This window comes from Shimwellia blattae DSM 4481 = NBRC 105725, assembly GCF_000262305.1.
Lineage (GTDB): Bacteria > Pseudomonadota > Gammaproteobacteria > Enterobacterales > Enterobacteriaceae > Shimwellia > Shimwellia blattae.
In genome coordinates this window covers 842,291-861,796 of sequence record NC_017910.1, presented here as the reverse complement: position 1 = coordinate 861,796, position 19,506 = coordinate 842,291, and the positions used below count along the sequence as shown (strand labels likewise).

General features: G+C 57.4%; 16 protein-coding genes. 4 read left to right on the top strand and 12 right to left on the bottom strand.

Going from position 1 to position 19,506, the window contains the following annotated elements; genetic code table 11:
• Positions 1 to 36: 36 nt before the first annotated feature.
• The 4 genes from pyrG to rlmD form a co-directional block, all read right to left on the bottom strand.
• On the bottom strand, positions 37 to 1,674 hold the full coding sequence (gene pyrG / locus EBL_RS04040) for a glutamine hydrolyzing CTP synthase (RefSeq protein WP_002442416.1): 1,638 nt from the start codon (positions 1,672 to 1,674) through the stop codon (positions 37 to 39).
• 351 nt (positions 1,675 to 2,025) lie between these two features.
• Positions 2,026 to 2,817, bottom strand: coding sequence for a nucleoside triphosphate pyrophosphohydrolase (mazG, locus tag EBL_RS04035; protein WP_002442414.1), 792 nt, complete (start codon positions 2,815 to 2,817; stop codon positions 2,026 to 2,028).
• Positions 2,818 to 2,884: 67 nt separating this feature from the next.
• On the bottom strand, positions 2,885 to 5,119 hold the full coding sequence (relA, locus tag EBL_RS04030) for a GTP diphosphokinase (protein WP_002442412.1): 2,235 nt from the start codon (positions 5,117 to 5,119) through the stop codon (positions 2,885 to 2,887).
• Between the two features lie 53 nt (positions 5,120 to 5,172).
• A complete protein-coding gene (gene rlmD, locus EBL_RS04025; RefSeq protein WP_002442409.1) occupies positions 5,173 to 6,471 on the bottom strand; it encodes a 23S rRNA (uracil(1939)-C(5))-methyltransferase RlmD in 1,299 nt (432 codons plus the stop codon).
• Between the two features lie 53 nt (positions 6,472 to 6,524).
• On the opposite strand from rlmD, the gene barA reads away from it, so the two are divergent.
• The 3 genes from barA to EBL_RS04010 all read left to right on the top strand — a co-directional run bounded on the left by barA (position 6,525) and on the right by EBL_RS04010 (position 10,119).
• On the top strand, positions 6,525 to 9,314 hold the full coding sequence (gene barA / locus EBL_RS04020; RefSeq protein WP_002442406.1) for a two-component sensor histidine kinase BarA: 2,790 nt from the start codon (positions 6,525 to 6,527) through the stop codon (positions 9,312 to 9,314).
• Between the two features lie 209 nt (positions 9,315 to 9,523).
• Positions 9,524 to 9,802, top strand: coding sequence for a type II toxin-antitoxin system RelE/ParE family toxin (locus EBL_RS04015; RefSeq protein WP_002442404.1), 279 nt, complete (start codon positions 9,524 to 9,526; stop codon positions 9,800 to 9,802).
• An 11-nt stretch (positions 9,803 to 9,813) separates the two neighbouring features.
• Positions 9,814 to 10,119: a HigA family addiction module antitoxin gene (locus EBL_RS04010; RefSeq protein WP_034920402.1), complete on the top strand. Its 306-nt coding sequence runs from the start codon at positions 9,814 to 9,816 to the stop codon at positions 10,117 to 10,119.
• A 47-nt stretch (positions 10,120 to 10,166) separates the two neighbouring features.
• Here EBL_RS04010 and EBL_RS04005 read toward each other — a convergent pair whose 3' ends face one another.
• From EBL_RS04005 to syd, 8 genes are all read right to left on the bottom strand, one after another.
• Entirely contained in the window at positions 10,167 to 11,321 is a 1,155-nt protein-coding gene (locus EBL_RS04005; protein ID WP_002442399.1) for a glycerate kinase, read from the bottom strand.
• Positions 11,322 to 11,389: 68 nt separating this feature from the next.
• Positions 11,390 to 12,730 (bottom strand): glucarate dehydratase, encoded by a 1,341-nt coding sequence (gudD, locus tag EBL_RS04000; RefSeq protein WP_002442397.1) that lies wholly within the window; start codon positions 12,728 to 12,730, stop codon positions 11,390 to 11,392.
• An 18-nt stretch (positions 12,731 to 12,748) separates the two neighbouring features.
• Complete coding sequence (locus tag EBL_RS03995; protein ID WP_002442395.1) at positions 12,749 to 14,095, bottom strand: enolase C-terminal domain-like protein; 1,347 nt, start codon at positions 14,093 to 14,095, stop codon at positions 12,749 to 12,751.
• Between the two features lies 1 nt (position 14,096).
• Entirely contained in the window at positions 14,097 to 15,452 is a 1,356-nt protein-coding gene (locus EBL_RS03990) for an MFS transporter (RefSeq protein WP_002442392.1), read from the bottom strand.
• A gap of 357 nt (positions 15,453 to 15,809) precedes the next feature.
• On the bottom strand, positions 15,810 to 16,259 hold the full coding sequence (locus tag EBL_RS03985) for a flavodoxin (RefSeq protein WP_002442390.1): 450 nt from the start codon (positions 16,257 to 16,259) through the stop codon (positions 15,810 to 15,812).
• On the bottom strand, positions 16,259 to 17,056 hold the full coding sequence (gene truC / locus EBL_RS03980) for a tRNA pseudouridine(65) synthase TruC (protein WP_002442388.1): 798 nt from the start codon (positions 17,054 to 17,056) through the stop codon (positions 16,259 to 16,261). Before truC ends, EBL_RS03985 begins: the two co-directional genes overlap by 1 nt.
• Positions 17,056 to 17,385, bottom strand: a complete 330-nt coding sequence (locus EBL_RS03975; RefSeq protein ID WP_002442386.1) for a YqcC family protein — start codon at positions 17,383 to 17,385, stop codon at positions 17,056 to 17,058. Before EBL_RS03975 ends, truC begins: the two co-directional genes overlap by 1 nt.
• Positions 17,386 to 18,032: 647 nt before the next feature.
• Positions 18,033 to 18,578, bottom strand: a complete 546-nt coding sequence (gene syd / locus EBL_RS03970) for a SecY-interacting protein (RefSeq protein ID WP_002442384.1) — start codon at positions 18,576 to 18,578, stop codon at positions 18,033 to 18,035.
• Between the two features lie 65 nt (positions 18,579 to 18,643).
• Between syd and queF the strand changes: the two genes are divergently transcribed.
• A complete protein-coding gene (queF, locus tag EBL_RS03965) occupies positions 18,644 to 19,492 on the top strand; it encodes an NADPH-dependent 7-cyano-7-deazaguanine reductase QueF (protein ID WP_002442382.1) in 849 nt (282 codons plus the stop codon).
• Positions 19,493 to 19,506: the final 14 nt, after the last annotated feature.

The following is a 19,506-nucleotide window of genomic DNA, read 5'->3' as shown; positions in this document are numbered from 1 at the left end:
ACGCCCCAAAAAGGGGCGTTGCAGTGCTAACTTTTTTTACTTCGCCTGGCGTTTCTGGTATTCGCTGGCGGCCTTCACAAAGCCGGAAAACAGCGGGTGACCATCACGCGGTGTAGAAGTAAATTCCGGGTGGAACTGGCATGCCACAAACCACGGGTGGTTTGGCACTTCGATGATCTCGACCAACTGATCATCCCCGGAACGACCGGCAACACGCAAACCGGCAGCTTCAATCGGTTTCAGCAACATATTGTTGACTTCATAACGGTGGCGGTGACGTTCAGTAATCACCGGGGCGTTATACATCTTACGCACCAGGCTGTCGTCAGACAGCTGGCACTGCTGCGCACCCAGACGCATTGTGCCACCGAGATCGCTCTTCTCAGAACGGGTCTCAACATTGCCTTCTTCGTCACGCCATTCGGTAATCAGGGCCACAACCGGGTACTTACAGTCTGGCACAAATTCCGTAGAGTTCGCATTTTCCATACCCACAACGTTACGGGCGAACTCAATCAGCGCGACCTGCATACCCAGGCAAATGCCCAGATACGGAATATTATTTTCACGGGCATAGCGCGCAGTGGCAATCTTGCCTTCAACACCGCGGTAACCGAAGCCGCCCGGGATCAGGATAGCATCCAGACCTTTGAGGATTTCCACGCCGCGGGTTTCCACGTCCTGGGAATCAATCAGCTTGATGTTCACTGTCACGCGGTTTTTCAGGCCTGCGTGTTTCAGCGCTTCAATCACGGACTTATAGGCATCCGGCAGTTCAATGTACTTACCGACCATCCCGATAGTCACTTCGCCTGCCGGGTTAGCTTCTTCGTAGATAACCTGTTCCCATTCGGAGAGGTCCGCTTCCGGGCAGTCGATGCTGAATCGTTTACAAATATAATCGTCAAGGCCCTGTGATTTCAACAGTGCAGGGATTTTATATATGGAATCGACATCTTTCATCGAGATAACGGCCTTCTCAGGCACGTTACAAAACAGCGCGATCTTGGCGCGTTCGTTGGCCGGTACGGCGCGATCTGAACGGCAAATCAGGATATCCGGCTGAATACCGATAGAGAGTAATTCTTTCACCGAGTGCTGGGTCGGTTTAGTTTTCACTTCACCGGAAGCGGCCAGATACGGCACCAGGGTCAGGTGCATGAACATGGTGTGTTCACGGCCCACTTCTACCGCCAGCTGGCGAATGGCTTCGAGGAACGGCAGGGATTCGATGTCCCCGACGGTGCCGCCGATTTCCACCAGCACCACGTCGTGGCCTTCGCCACCGGCAATAACGCGCTCTTTGATGGCGTTAGTGATATGCGGAATAACCTGTACCGTGGCGCCCAGGTAGTCACCACGACGCTCTTTACGCAGAACATCAGAGTAAATACGGCCAGTGGTAAAGTTGTTACGACGCGTCATCCGGGTGCGGATAAAACGCTCGTAGTGACCCAGGTCCAGGTCGGTTTCAGCGCCGTCTTCAGTAACGAACACTTCCCCATGTTGAATAGGGCTCATGGTGCCTGGATCGACGTTAATATACGGATCCAGTTTCATCATAGTTACGTTGAGGCCACGGGCTTCGAGAATAGCTGCGAGGGAGGCTGCGGCAATGCCTTTACCCAGAGAGGAAACGACCCCGCCGGTCACAAAAATATAGTTCGTTGTCATGCTGAACCTGAGAAGTTAGGTTTAAAAGACGATGGAATAACCAGGACGGGAAAGTAGTATACCCGAACAGGGTCAGTGCCACAAACTTTCCTTCGCGTTCTGCTCTCCATCAGGGGGCTGAAAATCGTGCAACTGCCCGGCGCGAAAAGCAATTATGGTAATAAGATCATCACAATTCTTACGGCTTAACGCCCCTTTCCCGCCCGAAGCCCACCAGACATTCATCTTATCTCCGCTGCCAGCCCGGCCCCGGAGGGGGGAAAATAGCGGTTCGCCGGGAAAAGTTTTTGACACAAATCAATCACTTGTTAAATACAAATGTCCCTGGCGGCCATTTTACGGAAAAACTGTTTAAATATCATGTTCCTGGCGTTTAACCTGCTGCCAGGCATTTTCCATCTGTTCCAGGGTCGCTTGCGGCATTGTCAGCCCCTGGCGGGCGATAATGCGCTCCACCTCGCGAAAACGCCGCTCGAATTTAAGGTTCGCTTTTTGCAGTGCCGTTTCCGCTTTACAGCCCAGATGGCGCGACAAATTCACCGTGGCAAACAGCAGATCGCCAATCTCTTCTTCGAGCTTTGCAGGATCGACTACCGCCTGTTGCGCCTCGTGCATCACTTCGTCAATTTCTTCGTGCACTTTTTCCAGTACCGGGCCCAGAGAGTCCCAGTCAAACCCCACGGCCGCCACGCGTTTCTGGATCTTCCAGGCGCGCATCAGGGCCGGTAAGGTGAGCGGAATATCATCCAGCGCGGAATACTGGGCCTTTTCCGCCCGTTCGCCGGTTTTAATGCTCTCCCAGCGGGCCAGCACCGTGTCGCTGTCCCGGGCTGCCTCCCCGCCAAAGACATGGGGGTGGCGGCGCTCCAGCTTATCGCTGATGGTCGCGCAGATATCGTCAAAATTAAAACGCCCGTCCTCTTCGGCCATCCGGGCATAAAAAACCACCTGAAACAGCAGATCGCCCAGTTCCGCGCGCAGGTCGTCAAAATCCTCCCGGGCGATGGCATCCAGCACTTCGTAAGTCTCTTCCAGTGTATAGGGGGCAATAGAGTGGTAGGTCTGTTCTTTGTCCCACGGGCAGCCGGTTTGCGGATCGCGCAGGCGGCGCATAATGCCAAGCAGTCGGTCAGTCTGATTCATCATAGTTCTGGTTAAAGCATCAGTAAAAAAATGCCGGGAGCCCGCAGGCCCCGGCAGTGTATAGCATTCAGCCGTGCAGGCGGCGGGCTTCAATAATATCCGGCACCTGGTTAAGTTTACCCAGCACCCGGCCCAGCACCTGAAGGTTATAGATCTCAATATTCATGTCGATGGTGGCCAGCTGCTGCTTCGTATCGCTGCGGCTGGTAACCCCCAGCACGTTGACTTTCTCATTCGCCAGAATGGTGGTGATATCGCGCAGCAGGCCGCTGCGATCGTTGGCGGTAACCCGCACCACCAGGGAATAGCCCGCGGAGTAGGTCTCCCCCCATACGGCATCGACAATCCGCTCCGGCGCCACATTACGCAGCTCCGCGAGCTGGTCGCAGTCCGCCCGGTGGATAGAGATCCCGCGCCCCTGGGTGATAAAGCCTACTATCTCATCCCCGGGAATCGGCTGGCAGCAGCGGGCAATATGGTGCATCAGGTTACCGACCCCTTCCACCACGACCCGGCCATTGTCTTTGCTGCGGTTTTGTACCGGCGGCGCATAGGCTTTTTGTTTAAGCTGCTCCAGCGCCTGGGCATCCTGCTCGGCGGCGCTGGGTTTGTTAAACCGCGCCTGCAGGAAGTTCACCATCTGGTTGATGCGGATATCCCCGCCGCCAATCGCCGCCAGCAGCTCATCAAGCTCGTTAAAGTTATAGCGCGGCAGCAGGTATTTTTCCGCCTCTTTCAGGCTGATCCCCAGCTGGGCCAGCTCATCATCCAGAATCTGGCGACCGGCGAGAATATTTTTATCCCGATCCTGTTTACGGAACCAGGCGTGAATTTTCGAGCGCCCGCGGCTGGTGGTCACATAGCCAAGGTTCGGATTCAGCCAGTCGCGGCTCGGGTTCGGCTGCTTCTGGGTGATAATTTCAATCTGATCCCCCATCTGTAGCTGGTAGGTGAAGGGAACGATACGCCCGCTTATTTTGGCGCCAATGCAGCGGTGCCCCACATCACTGTGGATATGGTAGGCAAAATCCAGCGGTGTGGAGCCCGCAGGCAGGTCGACAACGTCGCCTTTCGGGGTAAAGACATACACCCGATCGTCGAACACCTGGCTGCGCACCTCGTCGAGCATTTCGCCGGAGTCGGCCATTTCTTCCTGCCAGGCAATCAGCTTGCGCAGCCAGGCTATCCGGTCTTCATAGCCGGTGCGCGGCCCGGCGGCCGTGCCCTCTTTGTATTTCCAGTGGGCGGCAACCCCAAGCTCCGCATCTTCATGCATCTGGCGGGTACGGATCTGGATTTCAACGGTTTTCCCCCCCGGCCCCAGCACCACCGTATGGATAGACTGGTAGCCGTTGGGTTTCGGGTTTGCCACATAGTCGTCGAACTCGTCCGGCAGGTGGCGGAAGTGGGTGTGGACTATCCCCAGCGCCGCGTAGCAATCCTGCAGGCGCTCGGCCACAATCCGCACCGCGCGCACATCAAACAGCTCATCGAAGGCGAGGTGTTTTTTCTGCATTTTGCGCCAGATGCTGTAGATATGTTTCGGCCGCCCGTAAACCTCCGCTTTTACCCCCTCTTCCTTGATGGATAAACGCAGCTGGGCGACAAAATCCGCAATATAGTGCTCACGGTCAATCCGCCGCTCGTGGAGCAGCTTCGCAATACGTTTGTACTCTTCCGGGTGCAGGTAACGGAAGCAGTAGTCTTCCAGCTCCCATTTCAGCTGGCCGATACCCAGCCGGTTTGCCAGCGGGGCGTAGATGTTGGTGCACTCTTTGGCCGCCAGCACCCGTTCATCTTCGCTGGCGTCTTTCACCTCCCGCAGGTGGGCGATACGCTCGGCAAGTTTGATCACCACGCAGCGGAAGTCGTCGACCATGGCCAGCAGCATGCGCCGCACGTTGTCGACCTGTTCGGAGGAGACCGCATCCGTATGGGTCGCCTTCAGCTGGCGGATGGCGGCCATATCCCGCACCCCGTGGATCAGCTGCACCACGGATTTACCCACCGACTCCTGCAGGATCTCCTCTTCCACCACTCTGGCATCCACCAGCGGGAACAGCAGCGCCGCCCGCAGCGTGTCGAGATCCATACTCAGGGTGGAGAGGATCTCCACCATTTCCACGCCGCGCCACAGCAGCAGATCCGCATCACCATGCCCGGCAACCTGCTTCTGACAATAACGCCAGGTCTCGGCCAGAATGTCGCACGATTGCTGGTTGGCAATATGTAAACTTTTGACCCAGTTATCCAGGTCAAACTCACCAACTGTATTCAGATGTGCACTTCTTACCGCAACCATTGTCCTCTCCCTCCCCGGACCTGACGCCAGCCAGACTGGCAAAGCTAAAATAGTTAACCCCGTTCAAATAGCGCCATCGATTCCAGATGCCCGGTATGCGGGAACATGTCCAGCATCGCCAGTTGCGCTACGTGGTATCCGGCCGCCCGCAGTTGTTCGCTGTCCCTTGCCAGGGTGCTCGGATTGCAGGAGACGTAGACCACCTTCTCAGGGGCCAGCGTAATAATGTGCTGCATGACCCCGGCGGCGCCGGCACGCGCGGGATCCAGCAAAATTTTGGTAAATCCCCGACCAGCCCAGGGCTGGCGGGTGACATCCTCCTCCAGATTAGCATGGAAGAATGTGACGTTTTTCAGGGCATTAGCTGCGGCATTATCTTCACCTTTTGCCACCAGTGCCGCAACCCCTTCCACCCCGACCACGCTGGCAGCCCGGCGGGCCAGCGGCAGGGTAAAATTCCCCATGCCGCAGAACAGATCCAGCACCCGGTCCGCAGGCTGGATATCCAGCCACGCCAGTGCCCGGGCCACCATCTGCTGGTTGACCTGCCCGTTGACCTGAATAAAATCCCGCGGGCTGAATGATAAGCGTAGCCCGTCTGACTCATACCAGGGGGAATCACCACATACCCGGGACAGTATCTCACTGTCCGGGGCCAGAAACAGCGCCAGCTGGTGCGAATGCGAAAACTGTTCCAGTTTTTGCAGATCCGCATCCGGCAGCGGCGAAAGATGGCGCAAAACCATCAGCGGGCCGTTATCCGCCATCACCAGCTCCGCGTGGCCCAGGCGGCGCACCGACTGTAACCCGGAGAGGCACTCACGCAGCGGCGCCAGTAATGCCTCAAGCTGGGGCACCAAAACGGGGCACTGGTGAATATCAACCAGATCATTACTGCCCGCTTTGCGAAAGCCCATGTGCAGCGCCTGGCTGCGGGGAGCCACATTCAGCCCCAGCCTTGCCCGGCGGCGATACCCCCACGCAGGCCCACTGATAATATCCGTCACTTCCTGCTTCATCATCCGGGAGAGTGCCTGGGCCTTGCTCTGTTGCTGAAGCGTTTCACTGACGTGCTGTTGCTGGCAGCCGCCGCAAACACCAAAATGGGGGCAACGGGGGGCCACTCGCTGGGGGCTGTCGTTCAGCCGCCGGGTCACCCGGGCACTGGCAAAGTGGCGTTTATCCTCCTCCAGCCGCGCTTCCACCTGCTCGCCAGGAAGTGCGCCGGGAATAAAAACCGTTTTACCGTTGTGCTTTGCGACCCCCTGGCCAAAAGAATCAAGGCTGTTTACCGTCACAGTTATGATCTGACGTGTCGTCACACGCCGTTTTGCAGAGTAGAATTGCGCCATTAAAATATCGTTCTCAACGTTCAGTTCTCTGATTGTCCCATACCTGGAACCTCATGACCAACTACAGCCTGCGGGCACGTATGATGATTTTGATTCTGGCACCTACCGTACTGATCGGTCTGCTGCTCAGTTTATTCTTTGTGATTCACCGCTATAACGACTTGCAACGTCAGCTGGAAGACGCGGGTGCGAATATTATCGAACCGCTGGCCGTCTCCAGCGAATATGGAATGAACCTCCATAACCGGGAATCGATTCGCCAGTTAGTCAGCGTGCTGCACCGCCGCCACTCCGGTATTGTGCGGGCAATTTCGGTGTATGACGAAAACAGCCGGTTATTTGTCACCTCCAATGCCCAGCTGGACTCAAAGCGCCTGCAGTTACCCCCCGGTGAGCCCATTCCCCCGGATCTGGAAGTGCGCCGCTATGGGGATATGCTGATCATGCGCACGCCGATTATTTCTGAGTATTACTCCCCGGATGAGTCAGAAGTGACCGAGGCCAAAGCCGCAGGCAATCCCCTGGGATACGTGGCCCTGGAGCTGGATTTACAGTCTGTGCGTCTGCGCCAGTACCGTGAGATTTTTACCGCCAGTGTGTTGCTGCTGCTGTGCGTGAGCATTTCGATGATCTTCTCCTGGCGGCTGATGCGTGATGTCACCAGCCCGATTCGCAACATGGTCAACACCGTTGACCGTATCCGCCGGGGCCAGCTGGACAGCCGGGTAGAAGGTTTTATGCTCGGGGAGCTGGATATGCTGAAAAACGGCATCAACTCCATGGCCATGTCCCTTACCGCCTACCACGAAGAGATGCAGCACAATATCGACCAGGCCACCTCCGATTTGCGCGAAACCCTCGAACAGATGGAGATCCAGAACGTGGAGCTGGACCTGGCGAAAAAACGCGCCCAGGAGGCCGCGCGGATCAAGTCTGAGTTTCTGGCCAATATGTCTCACGAGCTGCGCACCCCGTTAAACGGCGTGATTGGCTTTACCCGCCTGACACTCAAAACCACCTTAACCTCCACCCAGCGGGATCACCTGCATACCATTGAGCGCTCGGCAAATAATCTGCTGGCTATCATCAATGACGTGCTGGACTTCTCCAAACTGGAGGCCGGGAAATTAATGCTCGAAAGCATTCCTTTCCAGCTGCGTAACGCCATGGATGAGGTGATCTCCCTGCTGGCACATGCGGCCCATGATAAGAGCCTGGAACTGACCCTGAACATCAAAAATGATGTGCCGGATAATGTGATTGGCGATCCTCTGCGCCTGCAGCAAATTATGACCAACCTGGTCGGCAACGCGATTAAATTTACCGAAAGCGGCAATATTGACGTACTGGTAGAAAAGCGCTCCATCGGCAATAACAAAGTGCAGCTGGAGATCCGCATCACCGATACCGGTATTGGTATTCCTGAGCGCGATCAGTCCCGGTTATTCCAGGCATTCCGCCAGGCGGATACCAGTATCTCCCGCCGCCACGGCGGCACGGGGCTTGGGCTGGTTATCACCCAGCGTCTGGTCAATGAAATGGGCGGTGATATCACCTTCCACAGCCAGCCTAATCGCGGTTCGACGTTCTGGTTCCACATCAATCTTGATCTCAACGCCAATGTGATAAGCGACAGCCACGCCCTGGATTCACTGGCGGGCAAGCGCCTCGCCTACGTGGAAGCCAACGAAGCCGCCGCCCAGGCCACACTGGATATGCTCGGCGCCACGCCGCTGCAGGTTATCTACAGCCCCACGTTCACCGCCCTTGAGCCGGAGCATTACGATATTTTGCTGATTGGCTTTCCGGTGACCTTCCGCACCCCGATCACGATGCAGAATGAACGCCTGGCTAAAGCCGCCAGCATGTCAGACTGCCTGATCCTCGGGCTGCCCTGCCAGGCCCAGGTGGAAGCAGAGCATCTGATCAACGCCGGAGCCAAAGCCTGTATCAGCAAGCCGCTCACCTCAACCCGCCTGATGCCGTTGCTGCTGGATCACTGCAATACGGCCTCGCCGGAGGCAGAGGCGCTCCCCCGGGTGGTCCACGACAAGCTGCCGCTGGTGGTTATGGCGGTTGATGATAACCCGGCAAACCTGAAACTTATCGGCGCGCTGCTGGAAGATATCGTGCAGCATGTGGTGCTGTGTAATAGCGGCCGCCAGGCGATAGAGTGCGCCCGTCAGATGAAGCTCGACGTGATCCTGATGGATATCCAGATGCCGGACATGGACGGTATCCGCGCCTGTGAGCTGATCCGCCAGCTACCGCACCAGCAGCAAACGCCGGTTGTGGCGGTCACCGCACACGCCATGGCGGGCCAGAAAGAGAAGCTGTTACATGCAGGCATGAACGACTATCTGGCAAAACCCATTGAAGAGGACAAGCTGTACAGCCTTCTGCTGCGCTACCAGCCCGGGCTCAGCACCGCCCCCCGGCAGGCGCACAGTGAGCCGGGCGCATTATTAGCGCCAGCAGCCCCCGCCATTACAGAGCCGGAGCACAGCGTTACGCTGGACTGGTCACTGGCGCTGCGCCAGGCGGCGGGAAAGGCCGATCTGGCCCGGGATATGCTGCATATGCTGCTGGATTTTATCCCCGAGGTGCGCAACACCGTTGAGGAGCAACTGGTGGGTGAAGATCCGCAAGGGCTGGTTGATATTATCCATAAACTGCACGGCAGCTGTGGCTACAGCGGCGTACCGAGGATGAAAAACCTCTGTAAATTGCTGGAGCAGCAGCTGCGTAACGGTGTCCCACCAGGAGAGCTGGAGCCCGAACTGCTGGAGCTGCTGGACGAGATGGACAATGTCGCCCGCGAGGCCCATAAAATCCTCAGCTAAGGCAGCCTGTTGCCGCCGCATCTGCAGACAGCCGGAAAAGGTCGCCCCTTTTCCGGCACCTTTCCCCCGCACTCGTAATCACTCAGGCGCTATTTCTGAACCACAAATCAATAAGAGTTAAAAACCCCGCCACAGCATAACACCAGGTGTTGCGCATTGCGTTACACGCAACATAGACTTATATTATTAATCAGGGAGGGCGTGGTGGGATGATAAAGCATTTTAAACACAAAGGGCTGGAAATGCTCTGGACGCGGGGCGATGAAAAACACTTTAATAAACACGATATTAAAAGAATATCTAACCGTCTGGCAGTTATCCACAGAGCACGGACGGTAGAGGAAATAAATCTCCCGAGCTTTAAACTCCATCGCCTGAAAGGAGAACGGGAAGCGGTGTATGCGGTGACAGTAAGAGCTAACTATCGCATTACTTTCGAGTTTATAAACGGTAACGCATACATTTTAAATTATGAGGATTATCACTGATGATCGGACGGATGAAAAATCCTCCCCACCCGGGTGGATTAATCGCGGAAACCCTGGAAGAGAGCGGCATGAGTATCCGTGAACTGGCTAAGCGCCTGGATGTTGCCCCTTCAACGCTCGCTCGCCTGGTTAATGAACAGTCGGCTATCTCCGCAGAAATGGCTATCAGACTGGCGGCGGTGATTGGCGGGGCCCCTCATCTCTGGCTGGGTATGCAGATGGATTACGATATAGCCCGGGCGGAAAAAGTTGTTGATATTAGCCATCTGGCACCGATTGACCAGCAAGACACCACAGAATCTCCCGCCCATCACTGACACTCAGAAACCCCGCCGCACGGCAGCACTGTGCGGCGGGGTATTTTTTACTCCGCTTTGCAGGAAAGGCTCATCCCCACCCGCAGCCCGGCGGCAATATTCCGCGCCGCCATACGCACATTGTCCGCCGCCTGGCTTAAGGCTTCATCCAGAGTGCAGACGGAGTACAGCACGCTGAATACCGCGTCTATCCCGTGGTCATAAACCACTTCCACATCCGGTGTCATACTACCGGCTATCCCCACCACCGGAACCTGATAGCGTTTGGCGATGCGCGCCACACCGCAGGGCACCTTACCGTGAATGGTCTGGCTGTCCATGCGCCCTTCCCCGGTAATCACCAGATCTGCATCCCGCACCAGCTGATCAAGATGCAGTGCGTCGGTCACAATCTCAATCCCCCGGCGCAGCTGCGCCCCGCAAAACGCGAACAAGGCCGCCCCCATTCCGCCTGCGGCACCGCCACCGGCCAGATTCAGCACATCAACATGCATATCCCGGGCGATAATGGCCGCAAAATGGGCCAGCGCCGCATCCAGCTGGCGTATCATTGCGCTGTCGGCACCTTTCTGGGGGCCAAACACCGCCGAGGCCCCCTGCGGCCCGGTTAACGGGTTGGTCACATCGCAGGCCACGTCAATCCGGCACCGGGCCAGGCGCGAGTCCAGCTGGCTGTTATCGATACGGTCAAGTGTGGCCAGCGCCCCGCCCCCCGGAGCAATCTGCTGCCCGGAGGCGTCCAGTAACTGTGCGCCCAGAGCCTGAAGCATCCCGGCGCCGCCGTCATTGGTGGCACTGCCGCCAATGCCGATAATAATATGCTCAACCCCCTGATCCAGTGCCTGGCGAATCAGCTCGCCGGTCCCCCAGGAGGTGGTCACCAGCGGATTACGGCGGGCAGGCGGCACCCGCTCCAGGCCACTGGCGGCAGCCATTTCTATAATCGCGCTGCTTCCGTCCCCGCTGAGGCCGTAAAACGCCGCGACCGGCTCCCCCAGAGGCCCGGTAACGTGCGTGTCAATACGTCGCCCGCTGGTCGCGGCGACCATCGCTTCGACAGTGCCTTCTCCGCCATCCGCCACCGGCAGTTTGATGTATTCTGCCCCGGGGAAAATCGCGCGAAAGCCCTGCTCGATACAATTCGCCACGTCCAGAGCGCTCAGGCTCTCTTTATACGAATCTGGTGCGATAACTATCTTCATATACTATCCATCGCCAGGTTTCAGGCCCCCGGCACCGCTCCCGGGCCGGGGATGACAGCGAGTAACGCTTAGCGCACCATGCAGGGGCGCTTGTTATCGAAAGTCCATTGTGGGATCAGGTACTGCATTGCCATGGCATCATCGCGTGCGCCAAGCCCGTGCTTCTGATAAAGCTCGTGGGCCTTCATAACCCGATCCATATCCAGCTCGACCCCAAGGCCCGGCACATCCGGCACCTGCACCATCCCGCCTTTGATTTGCAGCGGTGCTTTGGTCAGGCGCTGGTTGCCTTCCTGCCAGATCCAGTGGGTATCAATGGCGGTAATATTGCCCGGTGCGGCGGCGGCCACATGGGTAAACATCGCCAGCGAAATATCAAAGTGGTTATTGGAGTGAGAGCCCCAGGTCAGCCCGAACTCATGGCACATCTGCGCCACCCGAACGGATCCCTGCATCGTCCAGAAATGCGGATCCGCCAGCGGAATATCAACCGACTGCAGCGACAGCGTATGGCCCATCTGGCGCCAGTCGGTGGCAATCATATTGGTGGCGGTGGGTAACCCGGTGGCGCGGCGGAATTCCGCCATCACTTCCCGCCCGGAATAGCCCTGCTCTGCGCCACAGGGATCTTCTGCATAGGCCAGCACCCCTTTTAGCTGTTTCCCTACGCAGATAGCCTCTTCCAGTGACCAGGCGCCGTTAGGATCCAGGGTGACCCGGGCATCCGGGAACGCATTAGCCAGCGCCGTTACCGCTTCTGCTTCCTGCTCGCTGCTCAGCACGCCGCCTTTGAGTTTAAAATCGTTAAAACCGTATTTGTCATAGGCGGCTTCCGCCAGGCGCACCACGGATTCCGGGGTCATGGCTTCATTATGGCGAATGCGATACCAGTCGCAGCTGTCATCGGGCTGGCTCTGGTACGCCAGCGGGGTTTTGGTGCGATCGCCGATAAAGAACAGGTAGCCGAGCATCTCCACTTCACTGCGCTGCTGGCCTTCCCCCAGTAGCGAGGCCACATTCACCCCCAGGTGCTGGCCCAGCAGATCAAGCATGGCGGCCTCAATACCGGTCACCACATGGATGGTGGTGCGCAGGTCAAAGGTTTGCAGGCCGCGCCCGCCGCTGTCGCGATCGGCAAAGCGGGCCCGGACCCCATTGAGCATATTTTTGTACTCGCCCAGGGTCTTGCCCACCACCAGGGGAATGGCATCTTCCAGAGTCTGGCGAATCTTCTCACCGCCGGGGATCTCCCCGACGCCGGTATGGCCAGAGTTATCTTTGATAATCACAATATTGCGGGTAAAAAACGGCGCGTGGGCACCGCTGAGGTTCATCAGCATGCTGTCGTGGCCGGCAACCGGGATAACCTGCATGGCAGTCACTACGGGTGTTGAATTAAACGTGCTCATCTTCGTGTCCTTGTTTACTTAAAAATGAAAGTGACGGCCCAGAGCCGGGCGTTTACGATCAAACTGCCAGCCAGGAACCAGATACTGCATGGCCTGCGCATCATTACGCGCACCGCCCGCCAGCGCCTTATACTGCTCGTGAGCTTTCTGCACCTGCTCCCAGTCGAGGGTCACCCCCAGCCCCGGGGCATCAGGCACGGTGATTTTTCCGTCGCGAATGCGTAGCGGCTCGGTGGTCAGGCGTTGTGACCCCTCCTGCCAGATCCAGTGGGTATCAATGGCGGTCGGGTTACCTGGCGCCGCAGCCCCCACATGGGTAAACATCGCCAGAGAGATATCAAAATGGTTATTCGAGTGGCAGCCCCAGGTAAGCCCCCAGTCGTGGCACAGCTGGGCAACGCGCACTGCGCCGGAGAGGGTCCAGAAATGCGGATCCGCCAGCGGAATATCAATGGCATTGAGCATAATGGCGTGGCCCATCTCCCGCCAGTTGGTGGCAATCATATTGGTGGCAACGGCAAGCCCGGTGGCGCGCCGGAACTCCGCCATCACCTCCCGGCCAGAGTAGCCCTGTTCGGCCCCACAGGGATCTTCTGCATAAGCCAGCACGTCGTTCATGCCCCGGCACAGCGCAATGGCTTCATCCAGCAGCCAGGCACCGTTAGGATCAACGGTTATCCTCGCATCCGGAAAGCGTTTTTTCAGGGCACAGGCGGCTTCCAGCTCCTGCTCGCCGGGCAGCACACCCCCTTTGAGTTTAAAGTCTTTAAAACCGTAACGGTCCCGGGCGGCCTCCGCCAGGTCAACAATCGCCTCTGAAGTCATGGCCTGCTGGTGGCGCAGGTGATACCAGGGGTGACCACTTTCATCTTCAATGTAGGGTAAATCGGTCTTACGCCGGTCGCCGATATAAAACAGATACCCCAGCACGGTAACCGCATCCCGTTGTTTTCCGGGACCAAGTAGCTCACACACCGGTACACCCAGAGTCTGGCCCAGCAGATCCAGCAGCGCCGCTTCCAGCGCGGCAACCGCATTAACCCGCAGTTCAAACGTCCATGCTCCCTTCCCGAAGGTGTCAAAGTCCGCCTGCTGGTTACCGCTGTGCACCTGCCCTATCAGCTGATTCATACGCGCAACTTGCTGGCCTTCCACCCGGGGGATAGCATCGACCAGGGTCTGGTAAATCACCTCACCGCCGGGGGCCTCCCCTACACCGGTATGTCCGGCGTTATCGGTCAGTACCACCAGATTTCGGGTAAAGAATGGCCCGTGAGCACCGCCAATATTCAGCAGCATGCTGTCGCGGCCCGCCACCGGGATCACCTGCATCCGGGTAATCAGCGGAGATGTTTCAGTGCTCATATCACGCCCTTTGCTGAACCGGTTTCAGCTCAATACGCTGGATATTGCCCACCAGCATCAGGTAGCTGAATACCGCCACCAGTGCGTGGATCCCCACATAAATCAGTGCGCCATTAAACGAGCCACTCACCCCGACAATGTAGCCGATCGCAATCGGGGTAATAATGCCGGACATATTCCCGAACATATTGAACAGCCCGCCGCTCAGGCCGCTTATCTCTTTGGGCGCCGTGTCGGCCATCACACACCAGCCCAGCGCGCCAATCCCCTTGCCGAAGAACGCCAGTGCCATAAAGCCCACCACCAGCATTTCAGACTCAACATAATTACAGAACACCATGCTGACCGACAGCAACATACCGGCGACAATCGGTGTCTTGCGGGCAATATTCAGCGAGCCGGTGCGGCGCATTAACCAGTCGGAAATCACCCCGCCCAGCACACCGCCCACAAAGCCGCACACCGCCGGAACCGAGGCCACAAACCCGGCCTTGAGGATGGACATGCCCTTTTCCTGCACCAGATAGACCGGAAACCAGGTAATAAAGAAATAGGTCAGCGCGTTAATGCAATACTGGCCGAGATACACCCCGATCATCATGCGGCTTTTCAGCAGCTGAGTGATCTGGCCCCATTTCACGCTGAAGGGCACTTTCGTCTTCTGGCCGGGCTGATCCATGTTAATCAGCGCGCCGCCCTCGGCAATGTACTCCAGCTCTTGTTTGTTCACCCCTGGGTGGTTGTTCGGCTCGTGGATAACTTTCAGCCAGACGAAGCTGATAATGACCCCCAGCCCGCCCATAAAGAAAAACACATGGTGCCAGCCCACCTGGTGGGTCAGCCAGCCCATGATCGGGGCGAAAATCACCGTGGCAAAATACTGGGCGGAGTTAAAAATAGAGACGGCCGTACCGCGCTCCTGGGCCGGGAACCAGGCCGCCACAATCCGGCTGTTGCCCGGGAAGGAAGGCGCTTCGGCAAGCCCCACCAGAAAGCGCAGGGTAAACAGCGCCACAATAATGCCAAAGCCACTGAAAATATCGACAAACCCCTGCAGCAGGGTAAACATCGACCAGATAAAAATGGACCAGAAATAAACCCGTTTGGATCCAAAACGATCCAGTAGCCAGCCGCCGGGGATCTGGCCGATAACATACGCCCATGAGAAGGCGGAAAAGACATAACCCATCCCGATAGGGTCAAGGCCGATATCTTTTGCCATCTCTGAACCGGCAATCGACAGTGTTGCCCGATCACCATAGTTAAAGGAGGTGACGATAAACAGCATCACCACAATCCAGTATCGCGCGTTAGTCCGCTTCTCTGCCTTTTCAGCGGCCTGGGATAACATTGTCATTGTTGTTACTCTCCCGAATAGTAGCCTGGTGCTACATGCATTCTGAACGGCACAACCTGTAGGGTAATCAGAATGATGTGTAAGATTTCACCGTTTCCGAAGCGCATAACTGCCCGCACTCCATTACGGCCATTTATTTTTCATCAAGCCACTGAAGTATAAGAAGGGAGAGGGTCTGGCTCACCGTGCATCCGCCCGACATTATGGCCATAAATGCGCGTGGTTTGGGTCATATGACCATACGGCTGGGGAGTAACTCACGAATTGCGGTCATTCTGTGACCCGGACGAAGCTGGCGGCAGGAACAGAGCCCGCAAAACCCGCCCGGCCAGCCGGGCGGATAGCGGAATCAACGGGCTATTTGAGCAGGGTGCCCCACTGCTCAACCCAGGGGTTGGACACGGTTTCCGGCTCGGGATCTTCGCCCGCGTCGATGGTCAGCACTTCCCCCACCCGCCGGGCCCCCTGCTCCTGGAGCAGGGCATCAAACAGCTTGCCCCCGCCGCAGAACTGCGGGTAGCTGCTGTCGCCAAGGGCAATCAGCCCGTAGTGCAGCTCAGGCTGAAAACCCACCTGATCTTTAATAGCCTGATACAAAGGCACAATGCTGTCCGGCAGGTCGCCCTGCCCGGTGGTGGATGTCACCACCAGCGCGTAGTGGTTGCGATAGTGCTGCCAGTCAGACAGTTCAGGATCTTCAAAAACCGTCACCTTGTGTCCCTGGTTACTAAGAATGGCCTGGGCTTCTTCCGCCACCAGCAGCGCATTGCCGTATACGGTCCCGACAAAAATACCGACCTCTGCCATCACATTCCCTCCATGTGTTTGTCTGAAAAGGCATCCTGAGGCTTCGGGCCGCTAAACTCAACCCTTTCAATATTGGGGAGAATACCGCGCCACCCGAATTGTGACATGGCCTGCATCCAGACAGGATCCAGCCCGGCGGTGATGGTCAGCGGCGCGCCGGTATAGGGGTGCACCATCGAAAGCTCACTGGCGTGCAGCATCAGGCGGCGGCAGCCAAAGTGCTCCGCGGCGGCGCGGTTCTGGCGTAAATCCCCGTGCTTGCTGTCACCGATTATCGGGTGGCGCAGGTGGGCCATATGGCGGCGCAACTGGTGTTTGCGGCCCGTCACCGGGGAGAGCGCCACCAGGCTGTAGCGCACGCTGTCATAACGCCCCACGGCGACAGGCTGCTCTGTGGTGGCAAGGCCACAATAGTGGCTGACTGCAGGCTGGGCTTCGCGCTGTTCCCGGGCGAATTTATCCGCAATTTTATCCAGCTCTTCCACCAGCGGGTAATCAAGAGTCTCCTCCTGGGTGAGCCAGCCGCGCACTATCGCGTGGTAGCGCTTTTTTATCTGGCGCGCTTCAAACTGCTGGGCCAGCCGCCGCCCCGCATCGCTGGACAGCCCCATCAGCAGGACACCCGATGTGGGGCGATCGATACGGTGGGCGGTGAACACATGCTGGCCTATCTGGTCGCGCACGGTCTGCATCACGACCACTTTTTCATCGCGATCCAGCCAGCTGCGGTGTACCAGCCAGCCGGAGGGCTTATTCACGGCCACCAGCCACTCGTCCTGATAGATGATTTCCAGCATCAGGCGTCTTCACCGGCGAACAGTGCGTCCAGCGCCAGCAGCTCTGCGAGGATCTCATCGCGTCCCTGACGGGGAGCCTGTACCGCCATCTCAAAATAAGGCGCAACGGCAAAGGTCTCCGGCAGTGGATGCTCCGCCGCGCACAGGGCTGTCATCCGCGGGATAAGCACCCACTGTAGCCACTCTTCGGGTGCCATGGTGTCCATAAAAAAGGGCTGGGTGCTGGTAAATACACTTTCGTGGGGGGGCTGTTCCTGCCACTGCTGCTGCTCGCGCAGAACCTGCTCCAGGCGCGCCAGCTGCCGGTACACGTCATTATGACGACTCATGATAACCTCAATAATCGGGCGTTCGGGGGGCTACAGAATACCACGGAAAAAATCCATAAAAAAAAGGAGCACTGCTTTCACAGTGCTCCCGATTCGTTTCGCAGCATTCCGGCTACTTTTGGTGCTCCCTGCTCATCCCTGACAACTTTTCCTGTGGTCTGTCCTGACCTGCTATCCATTGCCGTGGCGTCCTGCATCCATCATCCTGATGGTTGTTCCTTTACATCATCCTGATGTGTCATCCTATGGCCTTCCTGACCCGCCTTCCGTCCCGTCCGGCTCTCGTTCTCCTTCCTGGAGGTGTCCCTTACGCGTTCCTGCGTTATCCTGATACCTCATCCTGAGGCCTTTCCCTGTATCACCGTCCTGGTGTGTCCTGTTGGTGATGAGCCATCATCCTGATGTTCTCTTCACCGTGCCGACCTCCTGTCGACGGAGATAGAATCGCTCAAAATGACCAGGCTTACAACCCGTTGCCCGCTGGCTTACAGCAGGCTGACAAGCGCATAAATCTATCAGAAAACCGCACAATACATTGTTATAAAACATAAAATTAAATACTGGCCTGCCGTAATACTACGTATACGCAGTCGGTTTTCCTACATGGCTTGTAAGAAATATCTCACACGCGGGTGAGCCATATGCCATTATCCGGCGACGGGGGTAAGCAACTGAAGGAATTCATCAATCCCCCGGGCGAGGGTGGTACGGTGCGGGGTGCCGAGTTTTTCAAGAACCACTTCACCTGTCAAGTTACAAAACGAGATTATCTGCAGCTCATCATCTGTGGTTGCCAGAAATACCGTGGGGGAGATTTTCAGCCGCCGCTGCATCACCAGGTGGCCTATCAGGTTCTCCTCGGCGCGCAGGAAATCCTCCTCGCTCCAGGCCTGTAGCAGGGTCAGCGGTTTACCCTCCAGGGTGGCGTCCATATCGCCTGCATACTGAGAGCACCAGAACTGGTGCGCACCGGGCTGGAGCGTTATCTCCAGCGCCCGCTCAACGGCCGACAAATCCGCTGCGGGCTCGCAGGCTACCGGCTGCCATTCCACCTGATCCTCTCCGGCAGAGACAATACAGGGCGACGGGATCCCGGCCAGTTCACTGCTTTGCGGTCCGTGACCAAATTGCTCCTGCCAGCGCTGGCAATACTGCCGGGTAAACGCCGCCAGAGCAGAACGCGTATCACTCACTTTCTCTCTCTCCGTTAGTCAGGCTACACTAGCCGATTATTGTACCTGCTTTACTCTGGTGACACATGCCCTCTTACGAAAACCATCAGGCACTGAGCAACCTGACCCTCGGGAAAAAGACTGCTTACAAAGACACCTACGATGCCAGCCTGCTGCAGCCTGTGCCGCGCAGCCTGAACCGCGATCCCCTGGGCCTGCGGGCGGATGCGCTGCCGTTTCACGGCCGCGATATCTGGACCCTGTACGAGCTCTCCTGGCTGAACGCCAACGGCCTGCCACAGGTGGCGGTGGGCCACGTCGAGCTGAGCGCAGACAGCCTGAACCTGGTGGAGTCCAAAAGTTTTAAGCTGTACCTCAACAGCTTTAACCAGACCCGCTTCCCTGACCGGGACGCGGTGTGCCAGACCCTGCAGCGCGATCTGCAACACTGCGCCGGGGGCGACGTCAGCGTGGCGCTCTACCCGCTGGATGCCATTGAAGGCCAGCCCATTGGCGCGTTTGCCGGTGAGTGCATTGACGACCAGCCCGGGCTGGTGATTGATAACTACACCTTCAGCGCCGAATACCTGCAGGGAGCTGCCGGCACACAACAGGTGGAAGAGACCCTGGTCAGCCACCTGCTGAAGTCCAACTGCCTGATAACCCACCAGCCGGACTGGGGCTCAGTGCAAATCCAGTACCGTGGGGGGCAGATAGACCGGGAGAAACTGCTGCGTTATCTGGTCTCCTTCCGCCACCACAATGAGTTTCACGAACAGTGCGTAGAGCGCATTTTTAACGATATCATGCGCTTTTGCCGGCCAGAGCAGCTCAGCGTTTACGCCAGATACACCCGGCGCGGCGGGCTGGATATTAACCCCTGGCGCAGTAACACCACATTTACCCCGGCGCTGGCGCGTCTGGTGCGCCAGTAACTGGAGAATAGCCC